The following is a 22,717-nucleotide window of genomic DNA, read 5'->3' as shown; positions in this document are numbered from 1 at the left end:
GACTACGTGATCAGCCTCTGCGACCGCGTGCGCGAGGTGTGCCCCGAGTTCCCCGGCCACCCGAGCGTCGCGCACTGGAGCATGCCCGACCCAGCGCGCGCGGCCGACGACGACGAGGCCGGCTACGCCGCCTTCCAGCGCATCGCGACCGAAGTCGCGGAGCGCGTCTCGCTCCTGCTCGAGTCCCTCGACCACACCCCGATCGGAACCGGAGCTGAACATGCCCGACGATGATCTCGTCAACGTCCGCTACATCGTCGACGACGTCGACGCCGCGATCGACTTCTACACCAACAAGCTCGGCTTCGCGCTGCTGACCCACCCCGCTCCGCCGTTCGCCGACGTCGTGCGCGGCCGGCTGCGGCTGCTGCTCAGCGGCCCGACCAGCTCCGCCGGACGACCGCTGCCCGACGGCACCACGCCGACCCCAGGCGGATGGAACCGCATCCACCTCATCGTCGAGGACATCGCCGCCGAGGTGGCGCGCCTACGTGCGGCCGGCCTGACGTTCCGCAGCGAGATCATCTCGGGCCCGGGTGGCCAGCAGATCCTCACCGAGGATCCGTCGGGCAACCCGATCGAGCTCTTCCAGCCCGCCGCTCGCGCGGACCCGGCTCAGCGCCGCGGCTGAGCTTGACCGCTCACGCGGCCCTCACTGCGCTCGCGCGTATGCGGCGACACGCGGCTCCGGCACACGGGCGCCTGACGCGCGACGCTGTCGCCGAGCGCAGGCACCGCCGACACCGCGGCCCGACACCGCCCACCGATGCGCGGTCGGTCGCGGCATCTCGCAGGCGGCGGCGCAACCCCGTCGCGCCACGTGCCCGGTACCGTGCCTATCAATCAACGACCTACATCGCCGAGCTCGTCCTGCCGTCCGGCCGGCGCGTGCCGCTGCCGGCGCTTCGTCTCGGCCGAGGGACCCCAAGCGCAGGCCGGACGATCGCCATCGACGCGCGCCTCGTCGCGAGCGTCCGCCTCGTCGGCGCCACGCCCGCATCTGGGACAGCGTCGAGCATCCGCCGGCACGATCCAGATGCGCGGGCCCGAGGATCAGCGCATGCGCGGATCGACGTAGATGTCGTCGATCGCGGTGGTACCGGTGAGCGCAGTGAAGCGCAGGGACAGTTTCGCAGTGCCATTCGACAGCAGGCCGGCGGCAATGGAGCCGGTCAGCATCGGCAGCGTCGGAGACCACGTGCTGTTGAGCGTGATGACGCCGACGGGCAGCGGGACCGACAGGTTCAGCGGCGGCAGCTTGTAGACCGCCTGCACCAGAACGGTGCCGAGGCCCTGGGTGTTCTTCGCGAAGAGGCGGAACGTCGGGTAGCTCGTGTTCACGCAGGTCGAAGGCGTCTGGATGCTCTCGCCGGGCGAGAGCGCCAGCGCATGGCCGGCGCCGCCGGCGCCACCGACGACAGCGGCGCCACGGCTGACCGACCAGCCCGCGAGCGAGCTCTCGAAGTCGCCGCCGGAGATGAGCTTGTAGCTCGCGCTGTCGCCAAAGGACGCGAACGGCTGCGACAGGGTGGCGTTGTCACACGCCCCCGTGGCGACGAGCGCAGCCTGCGCAGAGGCAGACCCGAGCAGGGTGAAGCCGAAGCCGGACAAGACGGCGGCCGCGGCGATCAGCGGCCTCGACGTGTCGACGCGGACGGGCAGATTCAAGCGCAAGGCAGATCCTCCGGGAAACGGTGACCCTTGGCGGCCGAGCCATCTCGCAGCGGTTGCGAGACCTCTAGCTTTGCGCCCCCGCCTCGCGACGGGTTTGCCCTGAGCTGGGATGTCCCGATGGTCGTCGGCGGGAGCTTTGCGCAGCATTCGCGCGCTTCGGATTTCTGGACACCTGTTCGATCAAATCCATCAAGTGGGGCTCCGCAGCGTCGATCACCCCGGGAGATCCATGTCCGACGCGACCCTTGCCACCGAACGCACCCGGGCGTACTTCACGCAGCGCACGCAGCGGTTGGCGGCTCGCGAGCTGCGCGCTGAGCTGCTCATGGGCCTGGCCTTCCTGTCGGCCGGGCTGCTGCTGGCCGTCACGGGCGGCCCGCACGGCACTGGCTCGACGCCGGTCGTCCTGGCCTACGTCGTCAGCCTGGCCGCGGTGAGCCGTGTGCAGTTCGACATCGGCGCCGGCTTCACCGTCCCGACGCAGGTCGTGTTCCTCCCGCTGCTGTTCCTCGTGCGGCCGGGGCTCGTCCCGCTGCTCGTCGCCGGCGCCCTCGTGCTGGCGCAGCTGCCCGAACTCGTGCGCGGCCGCGTGCCCGCGTCGCGCGTGCTCAGCGCGCCCGCCAACGCATGGTTCGCCATCGGCCCCGCGGCCGTCTTCGTCTGGCTCGACCACGGGGACGACGTGTTCTCCCGGCCAGCCGTCCTGCTGGCCGCGATCGCCGCGCAGATCGTGTGCGACTTCGGCGCGAGCGCGACGCGCGAGCAACTCCTCGAGGGTGTCACGCTCCGAGAGCTCGTCGAGGAGTCGCGCGACGTCTGGATGATCGACCTCGCCCTGACGCCCCTCGGGCTCCTCCTCGCGCAGGCGACGGCACAGGAATGGTGGGCGATCCTCCTGGTCGCGCCGCTGTTCGGGTTGTTGAAGCGGTTCTCCGCCGAGCGACGCGTGCGCCTCGAGCAGCTGATCGAGCTCAACGACGCCTACCGCGGCACGGCGCTGGTCCTCGGCGACATCGTCGAGGCCGACGACACCTACACCGGCGAGCACACGCGCGGCGTCGTCCAGCTCGCCCTCGAGGTCGCGCGCGAGCTCGGCCTCGACTCCGTGCGCTGCCGGACCGTCGAATTCGGCGCGCTCCTGCACGACGTCGGCAAGATCGCGGTGCCGAAGGAGATCATCAACAAGGCCGGCCCGCTGGACGACGGCGAGTGGGCGATCATCCGGACGCACACCATCGAGGGCCAGCGGCTGCTGGACCGCGTCGGCGGGATCATGCGCGAGGTCGGCCAAGTGGTGCGCGGCTCGCACGAGCGCTGGGACGGCAATGGCTATCCGGATGGGCTCGTGGGCGAGCAGATCCCGCTGGAGTCGCGGATCGTCTCGACCTGCGACGCGTTCAACGCCATGACGACGACGCGCTCCTACCGCCAAGCGATGCCGACCGCCGAGGCGATCGCCGAACTGCAGCGCTGCAGCGGCGCGCAGTTCGACCCCCAAGTCGTCGACGCCGTCCTGCGCGTCGTCGCGCGCGGCTGACGCACGACGCACCGCGCGCGCTGAGTCCGGGCAGGGCGGTCTGCTAGGAATGGCCGACCAGCAGAGTCGGGCCCCCCATCCATTCGGCCGGCTTCCGGGTGTTTGCGACGTCGTCAGCCAACGACATCAGCGGATTTTGCGCCGCCATCACGCGATGACCCGCTTGGTGCAGCCTCGGGATTATGACCTACCAACCGCGCGCTCCGGCTAACGCCCCAACGCGTGTTAGATTGTCGCGATGGCCGATGATCGCTGTGACCTCCTCTGCCTCGATCTCGAAAAGGCCGAGGCGCTGCGCGCCCAGGTCCTTCCTCTCGAAGCCGCCGAGCGGGCCGCCCGCGACGCCAAGGCCCTGGCCGACCCGACGCGCGTGATGCTCGCCGCCGCCCTGGCCGCCACCGATGAGCTGTGCGTGTGCGATCTCGCGTGGATCTCAGGGCGCGCGGAGAACCTCGTCTCCCACCATGTGCGCGCGCTGCGCACCGCGGGCATGGCCACTTCGCGGCGCGACGGCAAGATGGTCATGTACTCGATGACCGAGCGGGGCAAGGCGTTGCTGGCGACGATCTCCGATGTCGAGATGGCGTCATGACGCCGCCGATCGATCTACCGATGCTCCCGGCCGCCGCCGAGCCCGAGGCCGTCGCGCCGGCGGTGCCGGAGTCCGACGAGGTTCGCCGCTTCCGGGTCGACGGCATGGACTGCGCGGCGTGTGCCAAGACGGTGCAGAAGACCGTCGCAGCCCTCGACGGCGTAGCCACCGCCGAGGTCTCGTTCGGGACGGCGACGATGTTCGTCGCCGGCGACGCGCCCGACGCCGACGTCCTGCGTGCCGTCAGCCGCGCCGGCTACCGCGCGCAGGCCGCCGATCGTGCTACGGCTCACGCCGCGGCGCCGTTCTGGCGCCGCGACGTGCGCGCCCTATCGACCACCGCCTCGGTGGCACTGCTGGTCGCCGCTGTCATCGCGAGCCTGGCCTCGGCCCCACGCGCCGTCGCCGAGCCTTTGTACTTGGTGTCGATGATCGTGGGCGGCCGGCCGATCGCCCGCGCAGCCTGGGCCGCGCTGCTGCGCCGCTCGCTGGACATGAACGTGTTGATGACGCTCGCCGCCGTCGGCGCGGTCGGCATCGGCGCCTACGCCGAGGGCGCGTGGGTCCTGGTCCTCTTCGCGGTCGGGACCGGGCTTGAGGCCATGGCCCTGGAGCGCAGCCGCCGCTCGGTCCGCGCCCTGATGGACCTCGCGCCCGCCCAGGCGCGTGTGCTCGTCGACGGCCGCGAGCAAGTTGTAGGGGTCGACGCGGTCGCGGTCGGCGACGACGTCGTGGTGCGCCCGGGCGAGCGCCTGCCCCTGGACGGCACGGTGGCCGACGGATCATCGAGCGTGGATCAGGCGCCGATCACCGGCGAGTCGGTGCCCGTCGACAAGCAGCCGGGCGACAGCGTCTTCGCCGGCACGCTGAACACCACCGGCGCGCTGACCATCAAAGTCTCGCGCACCTCGGCCGACTCGACGCTCTCGCGCGTCGCCGCACTGGTCGAGGACGCCCAGGGCAGCCGCGCGCCGGCCGAGCGCTTCATCGACCAGTTCGCCCGCATCTACACGCCGCTGGTCTTCCTCGCCGCGCTGCTGCTCGCCAGCGTCCCGCTGGCCTTCGGCGGCGAGCTGGACACCTGGCTCTACCGCGCGCTCGCGCTGCTGATCGTCGCCTGCCCCTGCTCGCTGGTGATCTCGGTTCCTGTCGCGGTCGTCTCGGCGATCGGCGCCGCCGCCCACCGAGGCATCCTCATCAAGGGCGGCGCCGCGCTCGAGGAGCTGGCTCGCGTCGACCTCGTCGTGCTCGACAAGACCGGGACCCTCACCCTCGGGCTGCCGCAGCTGCGCACCATCGCCCCGGCCGGCGCCGTGACCGAGGACGAGGCACTGGCCCTGATGGCCGCCGTCGAGGCCCGCTCCGAGCACCCGCTCGCCGCCGCCATCCGCCGCGCCGCCCGCGAGCGCGACCTGCACGTCGACCCGGTCGAGGACTTCGAGTCACTGCCTGGTCGCGGCGCCCAGGCGCGCGTCGGTGGCCGCGAGCTGTGGGCCGGCGGCCCTCGCTTGGCGACCGAGAGGACCGGTGACGACGTGGCGCAGCTCGCCGAGCTCCACGAGGCCGGACAGACCGCGCTCGCGCTCGGAGAGGGCGACCGGCTGCTCGCGACCTTCGGCCTGGCCGACCAGCAGCGTGCCGAAGCGGTGGAGCTCGTCGCGCAGCTCCGCGAGGCCGGCGTGCCGCGCGTGGTCATGCTCACCGGCGACGCCGAGCCCGTCGCCCGCGCCGTCGCACACGAGGCAGGCGTGGGCGCGTGGCGCGCCGGGCTGCTGCCCGAGGACAAGCTGACCACCGTCACCGAGCTGCAGAACCAAGGCAATGTCGTTGCCATGGTCGGCGACGGCGTCAACGACGCCCCCGCCCTCGCCGCCGCGCGCGTCGGCGTCGCGATGGGGGCCGCCGGCTCCGACGTCGCGTTGCAGAGCGCCGACCTCGCGCTGATGTCCGACCGCCTCGACCGGCTCCCCGAGGCCATCGACCTCGCCCACAAGGCCCGGTCGATCATGCGCGTCAACGTCGTCGCCTCGCTGGCGGTCAAAGGCGCGTTCGTCCTGCTCGCGCCCTTCGGGCTCGTCACCCTCGTGCTCGCCGTCGCCGCGGACATGGGGATGTCGCTCGCGGTAACCCTCAACGCCATGCGGCTCTTGCGCGGCACACGCCGGCCGGTCGCGGTGGCGGAGCCAATCGCCGAGCCTGCCGAGGTCTGCGACGACGCGTGTTGTGCGAAGCCATCAGCCGCCAGCTGATCAGGCCTGCCGCGCCGCGGGTCTGGGACGACGAGGCTGACCGGACAGCGACCCACATCGCCGACGTCGTCGTCCACACCGAGCCGTAGCCGTGCGTCAGCTCACTCCTTGACGCCCAGCAGCACGTCAGACGCCTTGATGATCGCTGTCACCTCCGTGCGCTCCGCGATGCCGAGCTCGGCCGCCGCCTCGGTGGTGATCGAGGCCACCCTAGGCCCCGCAGAAGCCGCGCAGGTCGCGCGTGATCGCGACGACGCCGATCAGCGTGCCCGCGTCGTCGACGACGGGGACCCGGCGGCTGCTGTGCTCGAGCGCGACGTCGCGAGCGTCGTGCGCCGGCGCCTGTCGCCTTGTCCGTCACTCGGCATGCAAGCCCAGCCACCCGCTGTGCTTTGATCGACGACATGAGCGACGTGCGAGAAGCACCGGCGGGCGACTTCGACTACGAGACGCACGGCGGCGGCTATGCCGCGCGTCGCCAACCCGACGCGCGAATCGCTGCGCTCGTCCACTCGGTCCTCGGCGAGGCGCAGACCGTCATCAACGTGGGCGCCGGCGCGGGCTCTTACGAGCCGACCGACCGCCATGTGGTCGCGGTCGAGCCGTCGGCGGCGATGCGCACCCAGCGACCGCTACATCTTGCTCCCGCACTCGACGGGACCGCCGAACGCCTGCCCTTCGACGACGACAGCTTCGACGCGGCGATGGCCACGGTGACCATCCACCAGTGGCGCGACCTCGACGGCGGCCTGCGCGAGCTGCGTCGCGTCAGCCGCGGCCCGGTCGCGATCCTCACCTTCGACGCCGACGCGCTGCTCGGCTTCTGGCTCAACGAGTACGTCCCCGAAGTCATCGCCACCGAGCGCGATCGCTTCCCGGCCATCGACCACGTCGTCACCGTCCTCGGTGGCGACGTCGAGGTCATCGCCGTCCCCGTCCCGAGCGACTGCACCGACGGCTTCGGCGAGGCCTACTACGCCCGACCTGAGGCGTTCCTGGACGACGAGGTCCGTGCAGCGCAATCGGGCTGGGTCCTCACCGACCCGGACGCGGTCGCACGCGGCATCGCCCGTCTCGCCGACGACCTCGCCGCCGGACGCTGGGACGAGCGCCACGGCCACTTGCGCAGCCAGCCTGAGCGGATCGGCGCGGTCCGGCTGATCGTCGCGCGCTGAAGCGCCGGCGCTGAGGCCCGAGCGGCTGCGCCGACCACCCCGTGCTCGCATCAAGCTGACCGACGCCCGGCAGGAGACCGCCCCGCCACATCCATAGTATGGCCACCAGGGGGGCTTGTTTCAAGCCCCCGGGTCTGCTGCATACTCGCTCGCCGCAAACGACGAACGGAGCAGCGCGATGGTACCGACGAGCATGCAGCGGCGATCGCTGGAGGCGGTCCGACGGGGATCGACACCTCCCAGCCCGATCGCTACGTGGTCGGTTTCCCCGAGATCGGCGGGACGCAGGTCTCGGTCGTCGGCGGCAAGGGCGCGCATCTGGCAGAGCTCTCGCACATCGAAGGCATCCGGGTGCCGCCTGGCTTCTGTGTGACGACGAGCGCCTTCCGGCGGATCATGGCGGAGGCCCCGTCGATCGACGATCGGCTCGATCGGCTGTCGCGTCATGACCCCGGCGACCGGGAAGCCATTCGCGGGCTCAGCGCGGAGATCCGCCGGACCCTCGAAGGGATCGCCATCCCCGACGACGTGGCGGCGGCGATCACCCGCGCGCTCGCCCGTCTTGACGAGCAGGCCGCCTACGCCGTCCGATCGAGTGCGACGGCCGAGGACTTGCCGACGGCCTCCTTCGCCGGCCAGCAGGACACGTACCTGAACGTCGTGGGGCCGGCCGCGATCCTCCAGCACGTCAGCCGGTGCTGGGCCTCGCTGTTCACCGAGCGGGCCGTGACCTACCGCCTGCGCAACGGCTTCGACCACCGCAAGGTCCACATGGCCGTCGTCGTGCAGCAGATGGTCTTCCCGCACGCAGCCGGCGTCCTCTTCACGGCCGACCCCGTCACGTCCAACCGGAAGGTCGCCTCAGTGGAGGCCGGCTTCGGCCTCGGCGAGGCCCTGGTCTCCGGCCTGGTGAAGGCGGACCTCCACAAGGTGCGGGACGGCGAAGTCGTCGCCAAGGCGGTCGCCACCAAGCGGCTGGCCATCCACGCCTCGCCGGCCGGCGGGACGCAGGAGCAGGCGATCGAGCCGGAGCGTCAGGAGCAGCCGGCATTGACGGATGCGCAGGTCATCCGGCTTGCGCAGCTCGGCCGGCGGATCGAAGCGCGTCTCGGCCGCCCCCAGGACATCGAGTGGTGCCTGGTCGACGACGGCTTCCAGATCGTCCAGAGCCGGCCGATCACCACGCTGTTCCCCATCCCCGCGGCCGACGACGGAGAGAACCACGTCTACGTCTCCGTCGGCCATCAGCAGATGATGACCGACCCCATGAAGCCGCTGGGGCTCTCCCTCTTCCAGCTGACGGCCCTCCCACGCATGCACGAGGCCGGCGGGAGGCTGTTCGTCGACGTCGCCGAGCGCCTGGCGTCGCCGACGAGCCGCGCCGCCGTCCTGGAGGCCCTGGGGAAGTCCGATCCGCTGATCGGCGACGCGCTGCAGACCATCCTCGACCGCGGCGACTTCATCCCGTCGCTCCCGGACGAGGGTCCCGGCGGGCCGCCGGCGGCCGGCGCGCCGGCCCCGATCGAGACCGATCCGGCCATCGCCGCCGAGCTGATCGAGGCCAACGAAGCTTCCGTCGCCGCGTTGCAGCGTGACATCCGGACGACGTCCGGATCGGCGCTGCTCGACTTCATCCTGGCGGACATCCAGGAGCTGAAGCGGATCCTGTTCGATCCGCGGAGCATGCAGGCGGTCATGGCCGGCATGGAGGCCACGTGGTGGCTCAACGAGCGACTGGAGGCGTGGCTGGGCGAGAAGAACACGGCCGACACGCTGACGCAGTCCGCCCCCAACAACATCACGTCCGAGATGGGGCTGGCGCTCCTGGACGTCGCCGACGTGATCCGCCCGCACCCGGACGTGGTGGCCTTCCTGCACGACTTCAAGGACGAGGACTTCCTGGACGAGCTGGCCGAGCTGCCCGGCGGGCGGGAGGCGCGCGACGCCATCCGGGCCTACCTCGACAAGTACGGCATGCGCTGCGTCGGCGAGATCGACATCACGAGGCCGCGCTGGAGCGAGCGTCCCACCACGCTCGTGCCGTTGATCCTCAGCAACATCAAGAACTTCGAGCCGGGCGCCGGCGAGCGGCGCTTCGAGCAGGGGCGGCAGGAGGCGTGGAACAAGGAGCGGGAGCTGCTGGAGCGCTTGCGCGCCTTGCCGGGCGGAGAGGGGAAGGCCGAAGAGGCCAAGCGGATGATCGACCGCGTCCGGACCTTCGTCGGGTACCGGGAGTATCCGAAGTACGGCATCGTCAGCCGCTACTTCGTGTACAAGCAGGCCTTGCTGGAAGAGGCCGAGCGCCTCGTCCAGGCCGGCGTGCTTCGTGAGCGGGAAGCGATCTTCTCCCTCACGTTCCAGGAGCTCCACGACGTCGTGCGCACGAACCACGTGGATGAGCGCCTCATCGCCCAGCGCAAGGATGCGTTCCGGTCGTATCAAGCGCTCACACCGCCCCGGGTGCTCACGTCGGAAGGCGAGGTCATCGCCGGGGCCTACAAGCGCGACAACTTGCCGAGCGGCGCGCTGATCGGCCTGCCGGTCTCCGCCGGGACCATCGAGGGGCGGGCCCGCGTCATCCTGGACATGGCGGAGGCCGAGCTCGAACCGGGCGACATCCTGGTCACGGCCTACACGGACCCCAGCTGGTCTCCCCTGTTCGTCGCGATCACGGGTCTCGTGACGGAGGTGGGGGGCCTGATGACCCACGGCGCAGTCATCGCACGGGAGTACGGCTTGCCGGCCGTCGTGGGGCTGGAGCATGCCACCCGGCTGATCCGGGATGGGCAGCGGATCCGCGTGCATGGAACGGACGGGTACGTCGAGATCCTGCCCTAGGCACCCCTGCCGCGACTCCGCATCGTGGTCGCTGACGCTGTTCGCCGACAGCGGATGGCTTGGCGGCCCGGGGTCAAAGGACGGCTTGCTTGAGATGCTCGCGCAGGCGGAGTAGGGACGACTGGCCGCCGCGCCGGATGATGTGAAAGGCATCCTGAAGCCAGCGGACTGTCACTGTCGGACTTCCTCGGGATCACCACTAGGCGGTCCGAACCAGGTCATGAGAGCGTCAGGGAGCTCGGCATGGCCGAGGTCCCCCACCCAGGCGACATATCCGTCGGGCCGGATCAACACGGCAGTGGGGGCGGTGACCTCGCCAAGGACCGGGAGTTCCCACCTACCGGTATATGTGGCGTCGATCATCTGAACCCGGTCCGCCCACGGCGTGATGTCGAAGCCGCCGAGCTCACCGAGGTTGAGGAGCACGGGCCGGGCATCGTGGAGCAGGGTGTACACCCGCAGCGGGCCGTCCGCGGTGACCAGGTCGAGATCGGGCATGCGCCGCCCGAGCAGCGGGTGCCCCGCGCCGAGGTCGTAGTGGATGTCCAGTCCGGACAGCCTCGCGGCGACCCGCTTGCGGGCGTCGTCGATGCTCAGCAGGTCGCCGATGACGTCGCGCAAGGCGTCGATACGGGCGTCCTCGCGAGCGAGCGCGGTCAGCGCCATCGTGGTCTTCACCACCCGCGCGCCGACCGGATGCCGCTCGGCGTGGTAGGTGTCAAGCAGGCTTTCCGGTGATGTCCGCTTGACCACCTGGGCGAGCTTCCATCCCAGGTTCACCGCATCCTGCACGCCGGTGCCGAGCCCCTGTCCACCCATAGGCGTATGTACGTGTGCGGCGTCGCCGGCCAGCAGCACTCGTCCTTCCCGATAGGACGCCGCCTGCCGGCTCATATCGGTGAACCTCGAGATCGACGTGGCACTGCGCAGCCCGTAATCGGTCCCCCGCACGGCGACGAGCAGCCGGCTGAGATCACGCAGGGTCGGCTCACCGGTCAGCCCGAGCTGCTCTTCTCTCACCACGACCCCCACGCGTCCGTCGTCGAGCGGGCCGAGGGCATGGATGCCCTCGTCGTCGCGGCGGATGCCCAGCTCCGGTTCTCCGTCCATCTCGACCTCGGCGATCAACGAGCTGGTCGACGGATCCCACCCCGGGAACTCGATGCCGGCCGCCTTGCGGATCAGACTGCGTCCTCCGTCGCACCCGACGAGATACTCGGCCCGCAGCGACTCGCCGTCGGACAGCCCGACGTCGACACCGGTGTCGTCCTGCGCGAACCCCGTCACCTCGCGGCCGCGGTAGATCGTCACCGGCAGCTCGTCGACCCAGCCGGCGAGTATGCGCTCGATGTGGTTCTGCAACAGCGCGAGCACGTAGTTGTGCCGGGTGGGGAAGTCGCTGATCCCCATCTGGACGCCGGCGAACTCCCCCCAGACCTGAACCACCTGCCCCTCCGAGAGGAACCGATCAGCGACTCCACGCTGATCGAGAACCTCGATCGTGCGTGAGAGCAGGCCGCGCGAGCGCGAGGCGGCGAGCTCATGGCCCGCGCGCCGCTCCACGATCGCGACGTCGACCTTCGCCAGCGCCAACTCGGCCCCCAACATCATCCCCGTCGGACCGCCTCCGGCGATCACCACCGCGTGCTCAGTCATCGCCACACTCCGGCCGCATACGTCAACAACAACACACACATCTCGCGCCTCGCATTTCCGTACGTCCTGCCTTGCGGCCGGCGATTATGCAGCACACCCCGGGGCTTGAATCAAGCCCCCCCGTCGGATATAAAGTGGAAGTGGAGAGGAGCGGGAACGTCCTTTCCCATGTCGTCCGGTGCGGACGGATACCCCTCGCGAAGCAGCGTGGCGCTGCTCAACGCTCGCCAGGCTGGAGAGACCGGCCCGCCGACTGCGGGCGCATGAAGTGGCGCACGCCCGTGTGGACAGCCGCCTGTCGTCCGATGTAGTAGCGGATGCGGCAGGGCCAAGACTGCTTCCTGCCGCCAACCTGGCGTCAACGGTGAGATAGCCTGCCCGGACCTTGAGCACGCTTGGGTTTATCGTGGCGGTCTCCACCCTTGTCGCCGTGGCGGCCGTGATCGGCTCGTCGCGTTTCGTCGTGCCGGTGACACTGGCTCTCGTCGCTCTTCTGACCGGCAGTCTCATCGCCGTCGCGTTTGGCGTGGGCCTCGTGGGCTACGTGGCCTTGATCGCCCTCACCCTGATCGCCTTCATCTACTTCCCGTGGTGGCCCGGCGCAGACTAGGCGCGTGCGCCGACCGCATGCACATCGCTGGTGGCGCGTCGCGGCCACGGAGTCCGGCTGCTCCCTTCCACGGGCGGCGAGAACAGACCGCTCGCGCGCTTCGCCCGAAGCGGCAGTGGCGCGGTCGGCCTGACCGCTGGAACTCCGGGTCAAGAGAAGGGACAGACAGACACGCGGGGGCGCCACCCAAATCGAGAAAGCGGGAACGGTTCGCCTGGGGCTCGTTCTGACGGTCTCAAGCGACAGCTAGAGGGTGGGCGCGTGTTCGCGGTCGAGGGTCTGTAGAACGGCTCCCGAGCAGTTGCAGCCGCCTGCCGTAACGGCCGACACACCCGCTCTCTAATCAACACGTTCACGTGCGACCAGCGCCAGTGCGCCCGGCCAGCGCCGGACTTCGCTGGCCGTCCTTCGGTGGAAACCAGCGGCAGGGGAGGCCGCCGAGCGGCGACTTGGCCCGACAGCCTCGCGGGAAGCGCCGGCGTGCGCCGCGGAGCGTCTACACGCGGTAGAGGAACGTGTACACCGCGGACGGACCGCTCTGGGCCCACTCCGCGAGGCAGTAGCGGCACGTGCTGCCGTCGTCGGCCGGCACGTTGACCGTGCTCGGCGGGCGGCCCTCGACCACCTGAACCTCGATACGTGTTCCTCGCAGAGGGCCGTCGTCCAGCGCCGCCGTGATCGTCGGCCAGACCTCTTGGCCCGAGGCGCGCGGCTCGGACATCACGCGGTGGCTGAGGGTGTGCGCCATGGCTATCGGCCGCCTAACCCGTACTGATGTCGCCGGCCCTGACGATGTTCGACCGCTCGGCGGCGATCGTGCCGCGGTTGACGTTCAATCGCTTGGCGATGTCGCCGATCGTGCTGTCCGGGTGGTCCTGCACGTATTCGTCGATGCGCCCCTCGACGTCGTCCTTGCGCTGACGCGCGGTGGCGCGACGGCTGCTGGCGCGACGCGCGGTCGCTCGACGCGCCGAGCGCTGCGGCACCACGGTCGACGTGCCGAACGTCGGATCTAGCATCGACGCTTCATCGACGCTGCGCTGCGTTTGCATTGCGGAAACCTCCCAACCCTCTGGAGGTGCCGCGCGACAGGAGAGGGAACGAGACCCAACGCGTGGATCAGCGGCTCGGCCCCGCGGGTCTCGATCATGCCGCAAGCTCCGCGCCTCAGCGCATCTGCGCATCGGTTGCTTTCGGGTTTGAGGCTGAAGTCCTGCCCGCAGGGTCAGCTCACGTATGACGGTACTCCTTTTCCGGGCCGGTACCAACAACGGACACCGAGACCTCGTAACCCCGCCGGACGGCACCCGGCCGCGATCCTGAACGCGGTCATCGTTGCCACCATGGGCGCGTGCGCGAGGTGCGGATCGCGGCCGAGCTGGTGATGGACCGGGCCGGTGTCGGCGCGTGAGCGAGACGGTGACCGAGCAGCCTGGCGCTCGGCCCCCGGTGGGACTGCCGCTCGTCGCCATGCTCGCGTTCTGGTGGGAAGATTGGTCAGGATCCCGGCTGCGCCCCGGGGTGGTCGGGACTCACCGCCCCCGTGCCGATAGGAACCCGTTGACCGGTCAGCCCGCCGTGAACCTCAGATCGCTCGTCGCCCGCTTCCACAAGAGTCACAACGACCACGACCTCGACGCCTTGAGAGAGGTGTTCGACGAGGACGTCGAGTGCGTGGTGGACGGCGGCGCGCTGCACGGGGTCGCCGCGGTCCTCGGGTACGTCACCGCCGTCTTCCGCGAGTTCCCCCGCCTGCGCATCCAGGAGACGCGCATCGTGGCCGAGAGCGGCGACACGATCGTCGTCGAGCACCAGATCCTCAACGGCGATCCGTCAGGCGGGCCGCTGCGCCCGCAGGGCTCGGTGTGCGCGATCTACCGCGCGCGCGGCGGGCGCATCGTCGCCCACACGTCCTACTACGCGGCCGAGGGCGCGGACCGCGAGGACGTCGTGAACGTGCCCTCGCGGGCCGAGGGCACGAAGATGGCAGAGGAGCAGGCGGCGCTGCGACGCGTGGCGACGCTCGTCGCGCGCGGCGTGTCGCAGGACGAGCTGTTCGCGGCGGTCAACGAGGAGGTCGGCTGGCTCGTCGGCGCGGATCCGACGTCGCTGATGCGGTTCGAGGCCGACGACACGGTGACGCTCCTGGCCGCCTGGAGCGCGGGGGACGCACGCCTTCCGATCGGCGCCCGACGGCCGCTGGACGACGAGCTGCGCTCGATGCGCGACGACGGGCGCGCGGTGCGGTTCGGGCCAATGGAGCTCCCGCATGAGGCACCGTTCGTCGAGGAGGCGCGGCGGCTCGCGATCCGGTCCGCAGTCGGCGTGCCGATCGTGGTCGACGGCCGCGTGTGGGGCGGGGCGTTCGCCGCCTCGACCCGAGACGAGCCGTTCTCGCACGTCACCGAGACGCGCCTGGCCCAGTTCACGGAGCTCATCGCGACGGCGATCGCGAACTCCGAAGCGCGGACGGAGGTCGCGGCATCGCGGGCGCGGATCGTGGCGGCGACCGACGAGGAGCGCCGGCGCGTCGTCCGCGATCTGCACGACGGCGCGCAGCAGCGCCTGGTCCACACGATCGTCACGCTGAAGATGGCACGGCGCGCCATGCAGAACGACGAGGATGATGCCCCGGCCCTGCTGTCCGAGGCGCTCGACAACGCCGAACGCGCCACGGACGAGTTGCGCGAGCTCGCGCACGGCATCCTCCCAGAGGCCCTCACCCACCGCGGGCTGCGGGCGGGAGTCGACGCGCTGGCGTCCCGGATGTCGCTGCCGGTCGAGAACGCCGTGTCCGTGGGCCGGCTCCCTGCACCCATCGCGGCGACCGCGTACTTCGTCGTCGCCGAGGCGCTGACCAACGTCACCAAACACGCCCGCGCCGAACGCGCGACGGTCAGAGCGACCGTCGAGGACCAGACCCTCCGAATCCAGGTGCGCGACGACGGCATCGGCGGCGCCCGGCCCGAGGGCAGCGGGCTGCTCGGGCTCGCGGACCGCGTCGCCGCTCTCGACGGCGAGCTCCAGGTCGAGAGCCCGGCCGACGGCGGCACCCTCGTCACGGCCGCCATCCCCCTCCCGGGATAGCCGTGCAGGAGCAGCGGCGGCCCGGCCCCGCCCAACTTGGCGAGGACCGGACCGCCCGGCGTGGGGATCCGCACCTCCCTGAAGCCGCTGAAGAGCGAACCCATCATGTCGGTGCCTCAGTAGGCCGCGAGCCGCTGCTCGGCCTCGGCCAGGGACTGCGCGAGGCTGGTGGCGTCCGCCAGCCACGGCGCCCCATCGGCCCGCGGGTCGATCCGCAGGTGCAGCCGACCCTCGTGCAAGACGGTCACCGCCATCAGCTCGTTCGCGCACCAGAACTCGGCCTCGTTGTCATAGGCCTCCTCCGGGCCCGTGACGACCACCTTGATCTCGGTCATCGCTGGGTGTCCATGTGCGCGGCCCACCACGTCTCGAAGTCGGTAGCCCCGATCCGCGCGCCCTCGCCGGGCGTCAGCTCGCCGCCCGTCACCTCCGTGCCGAAGTAGCGCGCGCGCGGGTCGCCGACGACCTCGCGCTGATCCCCGGTGGTCTTGAACAGCCGCCGCGCCCACGCGTCGACGCCCAGCGCCTCGGGTCCGCCGAGCTCCACGCGGCCGCCGACCGGCGCGCCGGTCGCCAGCTCGGCCACGGTCGCGGCGACGTCGTCGGCGGCGACCAGCTGCATCAGCCCGGTCGGGAGCCGCACGCGGTCGCCCTCGGCGCCGGCCTCGGTGATCTGGCCGAGGAACTCGAAGAACTGCGTCGCGCGCAGGATCGTGAACGGCACCGGCCCGCCCCCGGCCTCGATCTCGGCCTCCTGGGCGACCTTGGCGCGCAGGTAGCCGCTGTCGGGCAGGCGGTCGGCCCCAACGATCGACACCGCGAGGTGGTGGCCGACGCCGGCCTCGCGCTCGGCCGCCAGGAGGTTACGCGTTGAGGTGGTGAAGAACTCCCGCACCGCGTCGTCGTCCCAGACCGGCGCGTTGGAGACGTCGACGACGACGTCGGCGCCCGCCATCACCTCGGCGAGGCCCTCGCCGGTGATGGTGTCGACGCCCGTGGAGGGGGAGGCCGGCACCGGGTCGTGCCCGTGCGCGACCAGCCGGCGGACGACGTTGGCGCCGACGCGCCCGCTCCCACCGATGACCACGATTTTCATGATGTTGTTCCTTCCTGTTGTTGTTGAAGATGTCGAAGATCGCCGACGGACGCCAGCGGCGCGTCCGTCGGAGACCCCGGTCGCGGCCCTAGCGGGTGCGCGGGCGCCCGCAGCTCCCACAGCGCGAGCGCGGCCAGCAGCGCGGCGACCATCGCGCTGAGCGCCAGCGCGCTGACCTGGGCGCCGACCGGCGCGAGCAGGACGAGCACCCCCGCCACGGCCAGCCGCTTGGGGTTCACGGCACCCGTCACGCGCATCCGGAACAGGCTCTCGCCCACGAGGTAGAGCACCGGCCCGCCGAGCGCCACCGCCAGGCCGACGCCGTGCAGCGCCTGCCGCGGCTCGGCGATGAGCAGGTCGTCCCCCACCGCCGTGGCGATGATGCCGGCCACGATCGGGACGTGCAGGTAGGTGTAGGCGTCGCGCGCCAGCCGGCCCGGGTCCTCGCTGGTGCGCATCACCAGGCGCGAGCGCTCGGCCATCGCGCCGAAGTACAGCCACCACAAGGCGGCGGTCTCGAGGAACGCCACGCCCAGGCACACGACGACCGTGGAGGTCAGGCCAGCGTCCGCCGCCGTCGCGCCCGTCACGACGATCGACTCGCCCAGGGCGATGATGATGAAGCCCTCGCAGCGCTCGGTGAAGTGGCCGCCCTCGATGTCGTAGTCGGTCGTCGCGGCGCGCCCGCGGCGCGGCAGCCAGTAGCCGGCGACCGGGGCGCACAGGTCGAGCGCCACCGCGGGGATCCACAGGAGCAGCCGCCGGTCGCCCTCCAGCGCCGAGCCCGCCAGCCAGAGCACGCCCGACGCGGCGCTCCAGCCCACGAGCCGCTCGAACACGTCGCGCAGCGGCTGGTCGCGCCGCAGCAGGCTCGCCGCCGCGACGTTGCGCCCCACCTGCAGCGTGACGTAGCTGACGGCGAACAGCACGCCGTCGTCGCCGAACGCCCCGGGCAGCGCCGCCGCCATCAGCAGGCTCGCGAGCATCACGCCGGTGAGCACCGAGCGGACCGCCGGCGACGTCGGGTCGAACCAATTGACCATCCACGTCGTGTAGATCCAGGCCCACCACACGATCAGCAGCAGGAACGCCGCACCGGCCACCCCGGCGACCGAGAGGTCGTCGACGATCAGGTGCGAGAGCTGCGTGATAGCGAAGACGTAGACCAGGTCGAAGAACAGCTCGACCGTCGTCGTGGGCTGCTGGACGCCACCGCCCCGCGGGCGCAGACGGCGCGCCTGGGCGCGCTCGGCCATCACCGCCGGAGCCTATGCAGGAACAGCGTGGACCCGTGCGCCCGGTGGTGGGCGCGCACGCGGCGCACCAGCCAGGTCGGCACGGCGACGGCGGCGACGACGGCCGCGACGAGCGCGGAGATGGCGATGATCGGCACGGCGACGACGACCGCGAGGATCAACAGCGGCGGGCACACCAGCAGCCCGAGCAGGACGGCCACCCCCACCTCGATGACGCGCAGGCCGCCGCCGGTCGCCTCGATCAGCTCCTCGCTCACCTCGACGCCGCCCGGATGGATGTTGTTGGTGGTGTTCATGACGGCAAGGCTGGCGGCGCGCGTCGCCGATCTCCTCCGGGTGCGTCCCCAGTCCGATGCCCAGTCCGCAGCGGCGTGGACAGCGCGGCGGCTCGCCCCCGTCGAGTCCTGGGCCCGGCCGCCGGGCTCAGTCGAGCTCGGCGAGCGCCGTCTTGAGCTCCGCGCGCGAGCTGATGCCGAGCTTCACGAAGACCTTGCGCAGGTGGTACTCGGCGGTGCGCGCGCTGATGAACAGGCGCCCGCCGATGTCGCGGTTGGTGAGCCCCTCCCGCGCGAGACGGGCGACGGTGCATTCCTGATCGGTGAGCTGGTCGATGGACTCGGGCGTGCGCACGCGCACGGTCTCGCCGGTCGCGTTCAGTTCACGCGCGGCACGCTCCGCGAAGCCGGCCGCGCCGCAGCGCGACAGCAGCTCATGGGCCTTGCGGAGCTGCGCGCGGGCATCGACGCGCCGGTGCTGCCGGCGCAGCGCCTCCCCGTACAACAACCGGGCGCGCCCCTCCAGCAACGGCATCCGCCCCCGCTCGAAGCGTTCGATGGCCTCGCGGTGCAGCCCCTCGGCCTCGTCGCCGTCGCGCAGCTGCGCCCCGGCGAGCGCGAGGACGCCGAGCGCCCAGTCACCGCCCGCGGGCCGCGTGACGCGCGCGAGGTGCTCGAACGCCTCCTCGGCGAGCGCACGGTCGCCGGTGCGCACGGCCGCCTCCACGAGCTCGGGCAGCGAGCGCATCGCGAAGCTCAGCTCGTGGGTGTACGCCAGCTCCGGGCGCGCGGCGGCCAGGGCCTCGGCGTAGCGCCCGGCGCCGTTGTAGGCGATCGCCGCCGAGGAGTTGATCGCGCTGAGCGCGTTCCCCTCCCCGCGGGCCTCGGCGTCCGCGCGGAGCTGCGGGGCCTGGCGCTCGACTTCCTCCACCCGCCCACGGTACGCCGCGAGGATGATCCGCCCGTACCGCGGCAGCGGGTTGTCGGTGACGTTCTTGATGGCATCGACCTCGTCGCAGGCGGCGGCGAACGCGTCGAGCCGGCCGTCGAGCAGGCGCGCGGCCATGACGAAGGTCAGGGCGATCGGCAGGATGGTCAGGACGCCCTGGGCGCGCGCCAACTCGACCTGCCGGTCGGCGAGCCGCCGCAGCGCGTCATGGTCCCAGAGGTCGATCGCGGCACGGCAGCCGAACCACATCCAGCGCAACTCGAGCGCGTCCGGATCCTGGTCGAGGAACGCGCGCAGCGCCCGGCGCAGGGTCGGGATCGCGGCCACCTGCCCCTCGGCGGCAAGCAGCGCCTGCCCCCGCAGGATCAGGTCCCGCGCGCGCCCGGACTCATCGGCGGCGGTCGCCTGCAGGATCGCGCGCGCGACGACGTCCGCCTCGGCGGCGTCGCCGAGCCGGCCGCCGTAGAACCCGGCCGCCAGCGCCTCCATGTAGGTGTCGCGGGCGAGTGCCGGATCCAGCCCTTCGAGGCGCTGCGCGGCGGCGAGCAGGAGCCGCGGCCCGTTGCGGTCGCGGCGCAGCGCGTATCCGGCGCGGGCGCGCAGCCGGGCGATGAGCGCCTCGTGCAACGCGGTGAGCGGAATGTCCCGCGCGCTGTCGAGCAGCCGCAGCGCTGCCTCGGGCGCGCCCGCGTCGTGCTTGGCCTCGGCGGCGGCGATGAGCCGCTGGGCCCGGCGCACCGGCGCGAGCGTCAGCTCCGCCGAGCGCTCCAGGAACGCGGCCGCGGCCGCGACGCCGCCGCGCGTCCGCGCGCGCGCCGCCGAGCGTTCGAGGTCGGCGGCGACGTTCTCGTCCGGGCGCAGCGTCGCGCTGGCCCGGTGCCAGGCCCGGCGGTCCGGGTCGCGCTCGACGCTGGTGGCTGCGGCCAGCGCGGAGTGGACCCGCCGCCGATCCTCCGGCGACGCCGCCCGGTAGATCGCCGACCGCACCAGCGGATGTCGGAAGCCGACGCGCGTCCCGACGACGAGGGCGTCGGCCTTCTCGGCGATGTCGATGTTCTCGGGCCCCAGGCCCAACACCGCGCAGGCGCGCCAGAGCAGGGCGGGGTCACCGGTCGGGTCGGCGGCGGCCAGCAGCAGCAGCCGGCGCGTCGGCTCGGGCAGGGGCTCGAGCTGCGCGACGAGGCTCCGCTCGATGCGGCTCGCCAGCGGCATCGAGACGACGAGGGCGAAACCACCGGCGATCTCGGCCGGGGTCAGCGCCCGGGGCAGCTCCTGCAAGGCCAAGGGGTTGCCGCGCGACTCCGCGATGAGCTGGTCGCGTACGCGCCGGTCGATGGCGCCGGGGACCGCGAGGCGGAACAGCTCGCGCGCGTCGTCGTCCCCGAGCCCCTCGACCACGAGCTGGGGCAGGTCGGCAAAGTCTCTGTCCACGACACGCGTCGCGAGCACGATCGCGACGCCCTCGGCGTCGAGGCGGCGGGCGACGAGCGCGACAGCTCGCGCGGACGCCTCGTCCAGCCAGTGCGCGTCGTCGACGACGCAGAGCAGCGCGCGGTCGCCGGCGGCCTCCGTGAGCAGCCCGAGCACGGCCAGCCCGACGAGCAACGGGCTGGGCGCGGCGGCCTCACGCAGACCGAACGCCCCCTCGAGCGCCTCGCGTTGCGGGGCCGGCAGCACGTGCCCGACCGAGCCCATCATGTGCCCGCACAACTGCTGCAGCCCGGCATAGGCCAGCTCCATCTCGGACTCCGACGCAACCATGCGCTCGACCCGGAGGCGCGCCGCTGCCCGCGCGGCCGTGCGGTCCAGCAGCGCGGTCTTGCCCACGCCCGCCTCGCCGGACACCACGAGCGCGCCGCTGCGACCCGTACGAGCACGGGCGACCAGCGCGTCCAGCTCGGCCAGCTCTCGCTGGCGTCCCCGCAGCGGCGGGGTCTCGGTCGGGGTAGCGGTAGGGGTCACGGTCACGGTGTCACCTTCACGGGGAGCGGGGCGGGAAGCATCGGTGTCTCGTTGGCGGACCCTCGTGGCGGCGAGTGGGCACCGCGTCCGTCAGTGCCCGAGTGAAGTCCCCAGTCCCGCGTGCCCCAGGGCTCTGCCTGGTGATGACGACCGAGGCGATCCGCGACGGGACGCGCGACGGTGGGCCACCTGGTGATTGCACCCAACCGAAAGGACCGCCCCATGCATCCCACCGTCGTCCTCGTCCACGGCGCCTTCGCCGAGTCCGCGAGCTGGAACGGCGTCGTCGGCCGGCTGCTCGCCGCCGGCCACCCGGCCGTCGCCGCCGCCAACCCCCTGCGCGGCGTCGCCGGCGACGCGGCCGCGATCTCCGACCTCGTCCGCACGATCGAGGGCCCGGTCGTCCTCGTCGGCCACTCGTACGGCGGCGCGGTGATCTCCAACGTCGCGCCCGACGCCGGCGACATCAGCGCGCTGGTCTACGTCGGCGCCTTCGCGCCCGCGGCGGGCGAGAGCTGCATCGAGCTCTCGCTGCGCTTCCCCGGCAGCACGCTCGCCGACGCGCTGCAGCCGGTCCCGCACGGCGACGGGACGGCCGACCTGCTCATCGCCCGCGACCGCTTCCACGCGCAGTTCTGCGCCGACGTCCCCGAGGCCGAGGCCGCGCTGATGGCCGCCGCACAGCGGCCGGTCGCGCAGGCGGCGCTCGAGGAGCAGGCGGGCCCACGGCCGCTCTGGGAGCACGTCCCGTCGTACTTCGTCATCGGCACCGAGGACCGCAACATCCCGGCGGCGCTGCAGCGCTCGCTTGCCGAGCGCTGCAACGCGCGGCGCACGGTCGAGCTCGCCGGCGCGTCCCACGCCGTCGCCGTCTCGTGCCCGGAGGAGACGGCCGGGCTGATCCTCGAGGCCGCCCAGCTCGGCGCGGCCGTCTGACCGAGCCCATCACCGCCCGTGATCCTGTCCGTCGGGGGCCGCGCCGCGCCCTCGTTCCCGGGCGCGGCGCGGCGCGACGGCGCTCCCGTACCCCGTTCCCAAGGAGTTGTTCATCATGTCGCTTGCCCAACTGACGCTCGGCGCCGAGCTCGAGCGCGATCGGCTCGAGGAGCGCGCGGCGCGGCTCGACCGCGTGGTCGCCGCTTTGCGCGCGCGGGCGCGCGCGTACGACGCCGCGACCGTCCCGCGTCCGCTCCGCCACTCGCTGGGGGACTTCCAGCGCGAGCTCGACACGGTGCGTGAGCGCCTCTCGGGCTGATCCGCGCGCGTTCGCCAACCCGGATGGCCCGTATCCTCATTGGGATGTCCGGCGGCGTCGAGTGCCCGTCCACTGCCGACTAGGGGACAGACGCGGCACTGGCCCGGATGTGATCACCCCGGGTTCCCGCCAGGCTCGGGGCCATGCCCGTCACCGAATCGCCCCGCCTCAGCGATGCCCTCGAGCTCGTGCGCCGCGTCCGCATGTGGCCGTTCGTCCGCGTCGATCTGGAGGCCGATGGCGCGGCGCTGCACAGCGGGGTCCGCGACACGTTCATCGCCCGGCTCGACCTCCTGACCGGTGGGCTGACGGCCTTCGTCGCCGCCGACATGGCGCGCTCGGTCGTCGCCACGGAGCCGCTGGTGCGCCTCACGCGCCACGGCGTGCGCATCGACGTCGTCGACGTGGACAGCCGCCAGGCCGGCGAACGGCTGATCCGCTGGCGGATCGACCTCGAGCGCTTCGGCGTCCAGTTCCGCGAAGCGTCGCCGTAGCCGCCCGCCCTC

Annotated in this window: 21 protein-coding genes, 3 pseudogenes and 1 riboswitch; of the genes and pseudogenes, 12 read left to right on the top strand and 12 right to left on the bottom strand. The window is 72.0% G+C overall.

Going from position 1 to position 22,717, the window contains the following annotated elements; all coding sequences use genetic code 11:
* Both VK501_RS13550 and VK501_RS13545 read left to right on the top strand, forming a co-directional pair.
* Positions 1–234 (top strand): annotated as a pseudogene (locus VK501_RS13550) (hypothetical protein); the annotation flags it as partial.
* Positions 221–631, top strand: a complete 411-nt coding sequence (locus tag VK501_RS13545) for a VOC family protein (protein WP_324338120.1) — start codon at positions 221–223, stop codon at positions 629–631. The pseudogene VK501_RS13550 and the gene VK501_RS13545, both read left to right, overlap by 14 nt.
* 422 nt (positions 632–1,053) lie before the next feature.
* Here VK501_RS13545 and VK501_RS13540 read toward each other — a convergent pair whose 3' ends face one another.
* Positions 1,054–1,668 carry a hypothetical protein gene (locus VK501_RS13540; RefSeq protein WP_324338118.1) on the bottom strand — a complete coding sequence of 205 codons (615 nt, stop codon included), beginning with the start codon at positions 1,666–1,668 and terminating at the stop codon, positions 1,054–1,056.
* A gap of 32 nt (positions 1,669–1,700) precedes the next feature.
* Positions 1,701–1,783, bottom strand: a riboswitch (cyclic di-GMP riboswitch).
* A gap of 120 nt (positions 1,784–1,903) precedes the next feature.
* Here VK501_RS13540 and VK501_RS13535 point away from each other — a divergent pair.
* Complete coding sequence (locus VK501_RS13535) at positions 1,904–3,211, top strand: HD-GYP domain-containing protein (protein WP_324338116.1); 1,308 nt, start codon at positions 1,904–1,906, stop codon at positions 3,209–3,211.
* Positions 3,212–3,257: 46 nt separating this feature from the next.
* Here the strand turns inward: VK501_RS13535 and VK501_RS28760 are convergent.
* A pseudogene (locus VK501_RS28760) lies at positions 3,258–3,395 on the bottom strand (alpha/beta hydrolase); the annotation flags it as partial.
* A gap of 54 nt (positions 3,396–3,449) precedes the next feature.
* On the opposite strand from VK501_RS28760, the gene VK501_RS13530 reads away from it, so the two are divergent.
* The gene (locus tag VK501_RS13530; protein WP_324338114.1) at positions 3,450–3,803 is read left to right on the top strand and encodes a metalloregulator ArsR/SmtB family transcription factor; all 354 of its coding nucleotides are present in this window, start codon (positions 3,450–3,452) and stop codon (positions 3,801–3,803) included.
* Positions 3,800–6,052: a cation-translocating P-type ATPase gene (locus tag VK501_RS13525; protein ID WP_324338112.1), complete on the top strand. Its 2,253-nt coding sequence runs from the start codon at positions 3,800–3,802 to the stop codon at positions 6,050–6,052. Before VK501_RS13530 ends, VK501_RS13525 begins: the two co-directional genes overlap by 4 nt.
* Before the next feature lie 101 nt (positions 6,053–6,153).
* Here VK501_RS13525 and VK501_RS13520 read toward each other — a convergent pair whose 3' ends face one another.
* Both VK501_RS13520 and VK501_RS28945 read right to left on the bottom strand, forming a co-directional pair.
* Positions 6,154–6,261 carry a TOBE domain-containing protein gene (locus tag VK501_RS13520; protein ID WP_324338110.1) on the bottom strand — a complete coding sequence of 36 codons (108 nt, stop codon included), beginning with the start codon at positions 6,259–6,261 and terminating at the stop codon, positions 6,154–6,156.
* A gap of 1 nt (position 6,262) precedes the next feature.
* A pseudogene (locus VK501_RS28945) lies at positions 6,263–6,382 on the bottom strand (hypothetical protein); the annotation flags it as partial.
* A 74-nt stretch (positions 6,383–6,456) separates the two neighbouring features.
* On the opposite strand from VK501_RS28945, the gene VK501_RS13515 reads away from it, so the two are divergent.
* Positions 6,457–7,227 carry a class I SAM-dependent methyltransferase gene (locus VK501_RS13515; RefSeq protein ID WP_324338109.1) on the top strand — a complete coding sequence of 257 codons (771 nt, stop codon included), beginning with the start codon at positions 6,457–6,459 and terminating at the stop codon, positions 7,225–7,227.
* Positions 7,228–7,482: 255 nt separating this feature from the next.
* The gene (gene rph, locus VK501_RS13510; RefSeq protein ID WP_324338107.1) at positions 7,483–10,065 is read left to right on the top strand and encodes a rifamycin-inactivating phosphotransferase; all 2,583 of its coding nucleotides are present in this window, start codon (positions 7,483–7,485) and stop codon (positions 10,063–10,065) included.
* Between the two features lie 171 nt (positions 10,066–10,236).
* Here rph and VK501_RS13505 read toward each other — a convergent pair whose 3' ends face one another.
* On the bottom strand, positions 10,237–11,721 hold the full coding sequence (locus tag VK501_RS13505; protein ID WP_324338106.1) for an FAD-dependent monooxygenase: 1,485 nt from the start codon (positions 11,719–11,721) through the stop codon (positions 10,237–10,239).
* Between the two features lie 406 nt (positions 11,722–12,127).
* On the opposite strand from VK501_RS13505, the gene VK501_RS13500 reads away from it, so the two are divergent.
* Positions 12,128–12,331: a hypothetical protein gene (locus VK501_RS13500; RefSeq protein ID WP_324338105.1), complete on the top strand. Its 204-nt coding sequence runs from the start codon at positions 12,128–12,130 to the stop codon at positions 12,329–12,331.
* A gap of 496 nt (positions 12,332–12,827) precedes the next feature.
* On the opposite strand, the gene VK501_RS13495 is transcribed toward VK501_RS13500, so the two are convergent.
* On the bottom strand, positions 12,828–13,079 hold the full coding sequence (locus VK501_RS13495; RefSeq protein ID WP_324338104.1) for a hypothetical protein: 252 nt from the start codon (positions 13,077–13,079) through the stop codon (positions 12,828–12,830).
* A 13-nt stretch (positions 13,080–13,092) separates the two neighbouring features.
* Positions 13,093–13,383: a hypothetical protein gene (locus VK501_RS13490; protein WP_324338103.1), complete on the bottom strand. Its 291-nt coding sequence runs from the start codon at positions 13,381–13,383 to the stop codon at positions 13,093–13,095.
* A gap of 508 nt (positions 13,384–13,891) precedes the next feature.
* On the opposite strand from VK501_RS13490, the gene VK501_RS13485 reads away from it, so the two are divergent.
* Positions 13,892–15,418 (top strand): nuclear transport factor 2 family protein, encoded by a 1,527-nt coding sequence (locus VK501_RS13485; protein WP_324338101.1) that lies wholly within the window; start codon positions 13,892–13,894, stop codon positions 15,416–15,418.
* 116 nt (positions 15,419–15,534) lie between these two features.
* Here VK501_RS13485 and VK501_RS13480 read toward each other — a convergent pair whose 3' ends face one another.
* From VK501_RS13480 to VK501_RS13460, 5 genes are all read right to left on the bottom strand, one after another.
* Positions 15,535–15,753, bottom strand: a complete 219-nt coding sequence (locus VK501_RS13480) for a hypothetical protein (protein ID WP_324338100.1) — start codon at positions 15,751–15,753, stop codon at positions 15,535–15,537.
* Entirely contained in the window at positions 15,750–16,514 is a 765-nt protein-coding gene (locus VK501_RS13475; RefSeq protein ID WP_324338098.1) for an SDR family oxidoreductase, read from the bottom strand. Before VK501_RS13475 ends, VK501_RS13480 begins: the two co-directional genes overlap by 4 nt.
* Entirely contained in the window at positions 16,511–17,770 is a 1,260-nt protein-coding gene (locus VK501_RS13470; protein ID WP_324338097.1) for a low temperature requirement protein A, read from the bottom strand. The genes VK501_RS13475 and VK501_RS13470 overlap by 4 nt, the downstream gene beginning before the upstream one ends.
* Entirely contained in the window at positions 17,770–18,066 is a 297-nt protein-coding gene (locus tag VK501_RS13465; protein ID WP_324338095.1) for a hypothetical protein, read from the bottom strand. The genes VK501_RS13470 and VK501_RS13465 overlap by 1 nt, the downstream gene beginning before the upstream one ends.
* 127 nt (positions 18,067–18,193) lie before the next feature.
* Positions 18,194–20,962 (bottom strand): helix-turn-helix transcriptional regulator, encoded by a 2,769-nt coding sequence (locus tag VK501_RS13460; protein ID WP_324338094.1) that lies wholly within the window; start codon positions 20,960–20,962, stop codon positions 18,194–18,196.
* Positions 20,963–21,178: 216 nt separating this feature from the next.
* Between VK501_RS13460 and VK501_RS13455 the strand changes: the two genes are divergently transcribed.
* The 3 genes from VK501_RS13455 to VK501_RS13445 all read left to right on the top strand — a co-directional run bounded on the left by VK501_RS13455 (position 21,179) and on the right by VK501_RS13445 (position 22,705).
* On the top strand, positions 21,179–21,892 hold the full coding sequence (locus tag VK501_RS13455; RefSeq protein ID WP_324338093.1) for an alpha/beta hydrolase: 714 nt from the start codon (positions 21,179–21,181) through the stop codon (positions 21,890–21,892).
* A 115-nt stretch (positions 21,893–22,007) separates the two neighbouring features.
* Positions 22,008–22,211, top strand: coding sequence for a hypothetical protein (locus VK501_RS13450; protein ID WP_324338092.1), 204 nt, complete (start codon positions 22,008–22,010; stop codon positions 22,209–22,211).
* A 143-nt stretch (positions 22,212–22,354) separates the two neighbouring features.
* On the top strand, positions 22,355–22,705 hold the full coding sequence (locus VK501_RS13445; protein WP_324338091.1) for a hypothetical protein: 351 nt from the start codon (positions 22,355–22,357) through the stop codon (positions 22,703–22,705).
* Positions 22,706–22,717 lie beyond the last annotated feature (12 nt).

The organism is Baekduia sp. (genome assembly GCF_035318805.1).
Taxonomy (GTDB): domain Bacteria; phylum Actinomycetota; class Thermoleophilia; order Solirubrobacterales; family Solirubrobacteraceae; genus Baekduia.
This window is presented reverse-complemented; position numbering and strand designations above follow the sequence as displayed.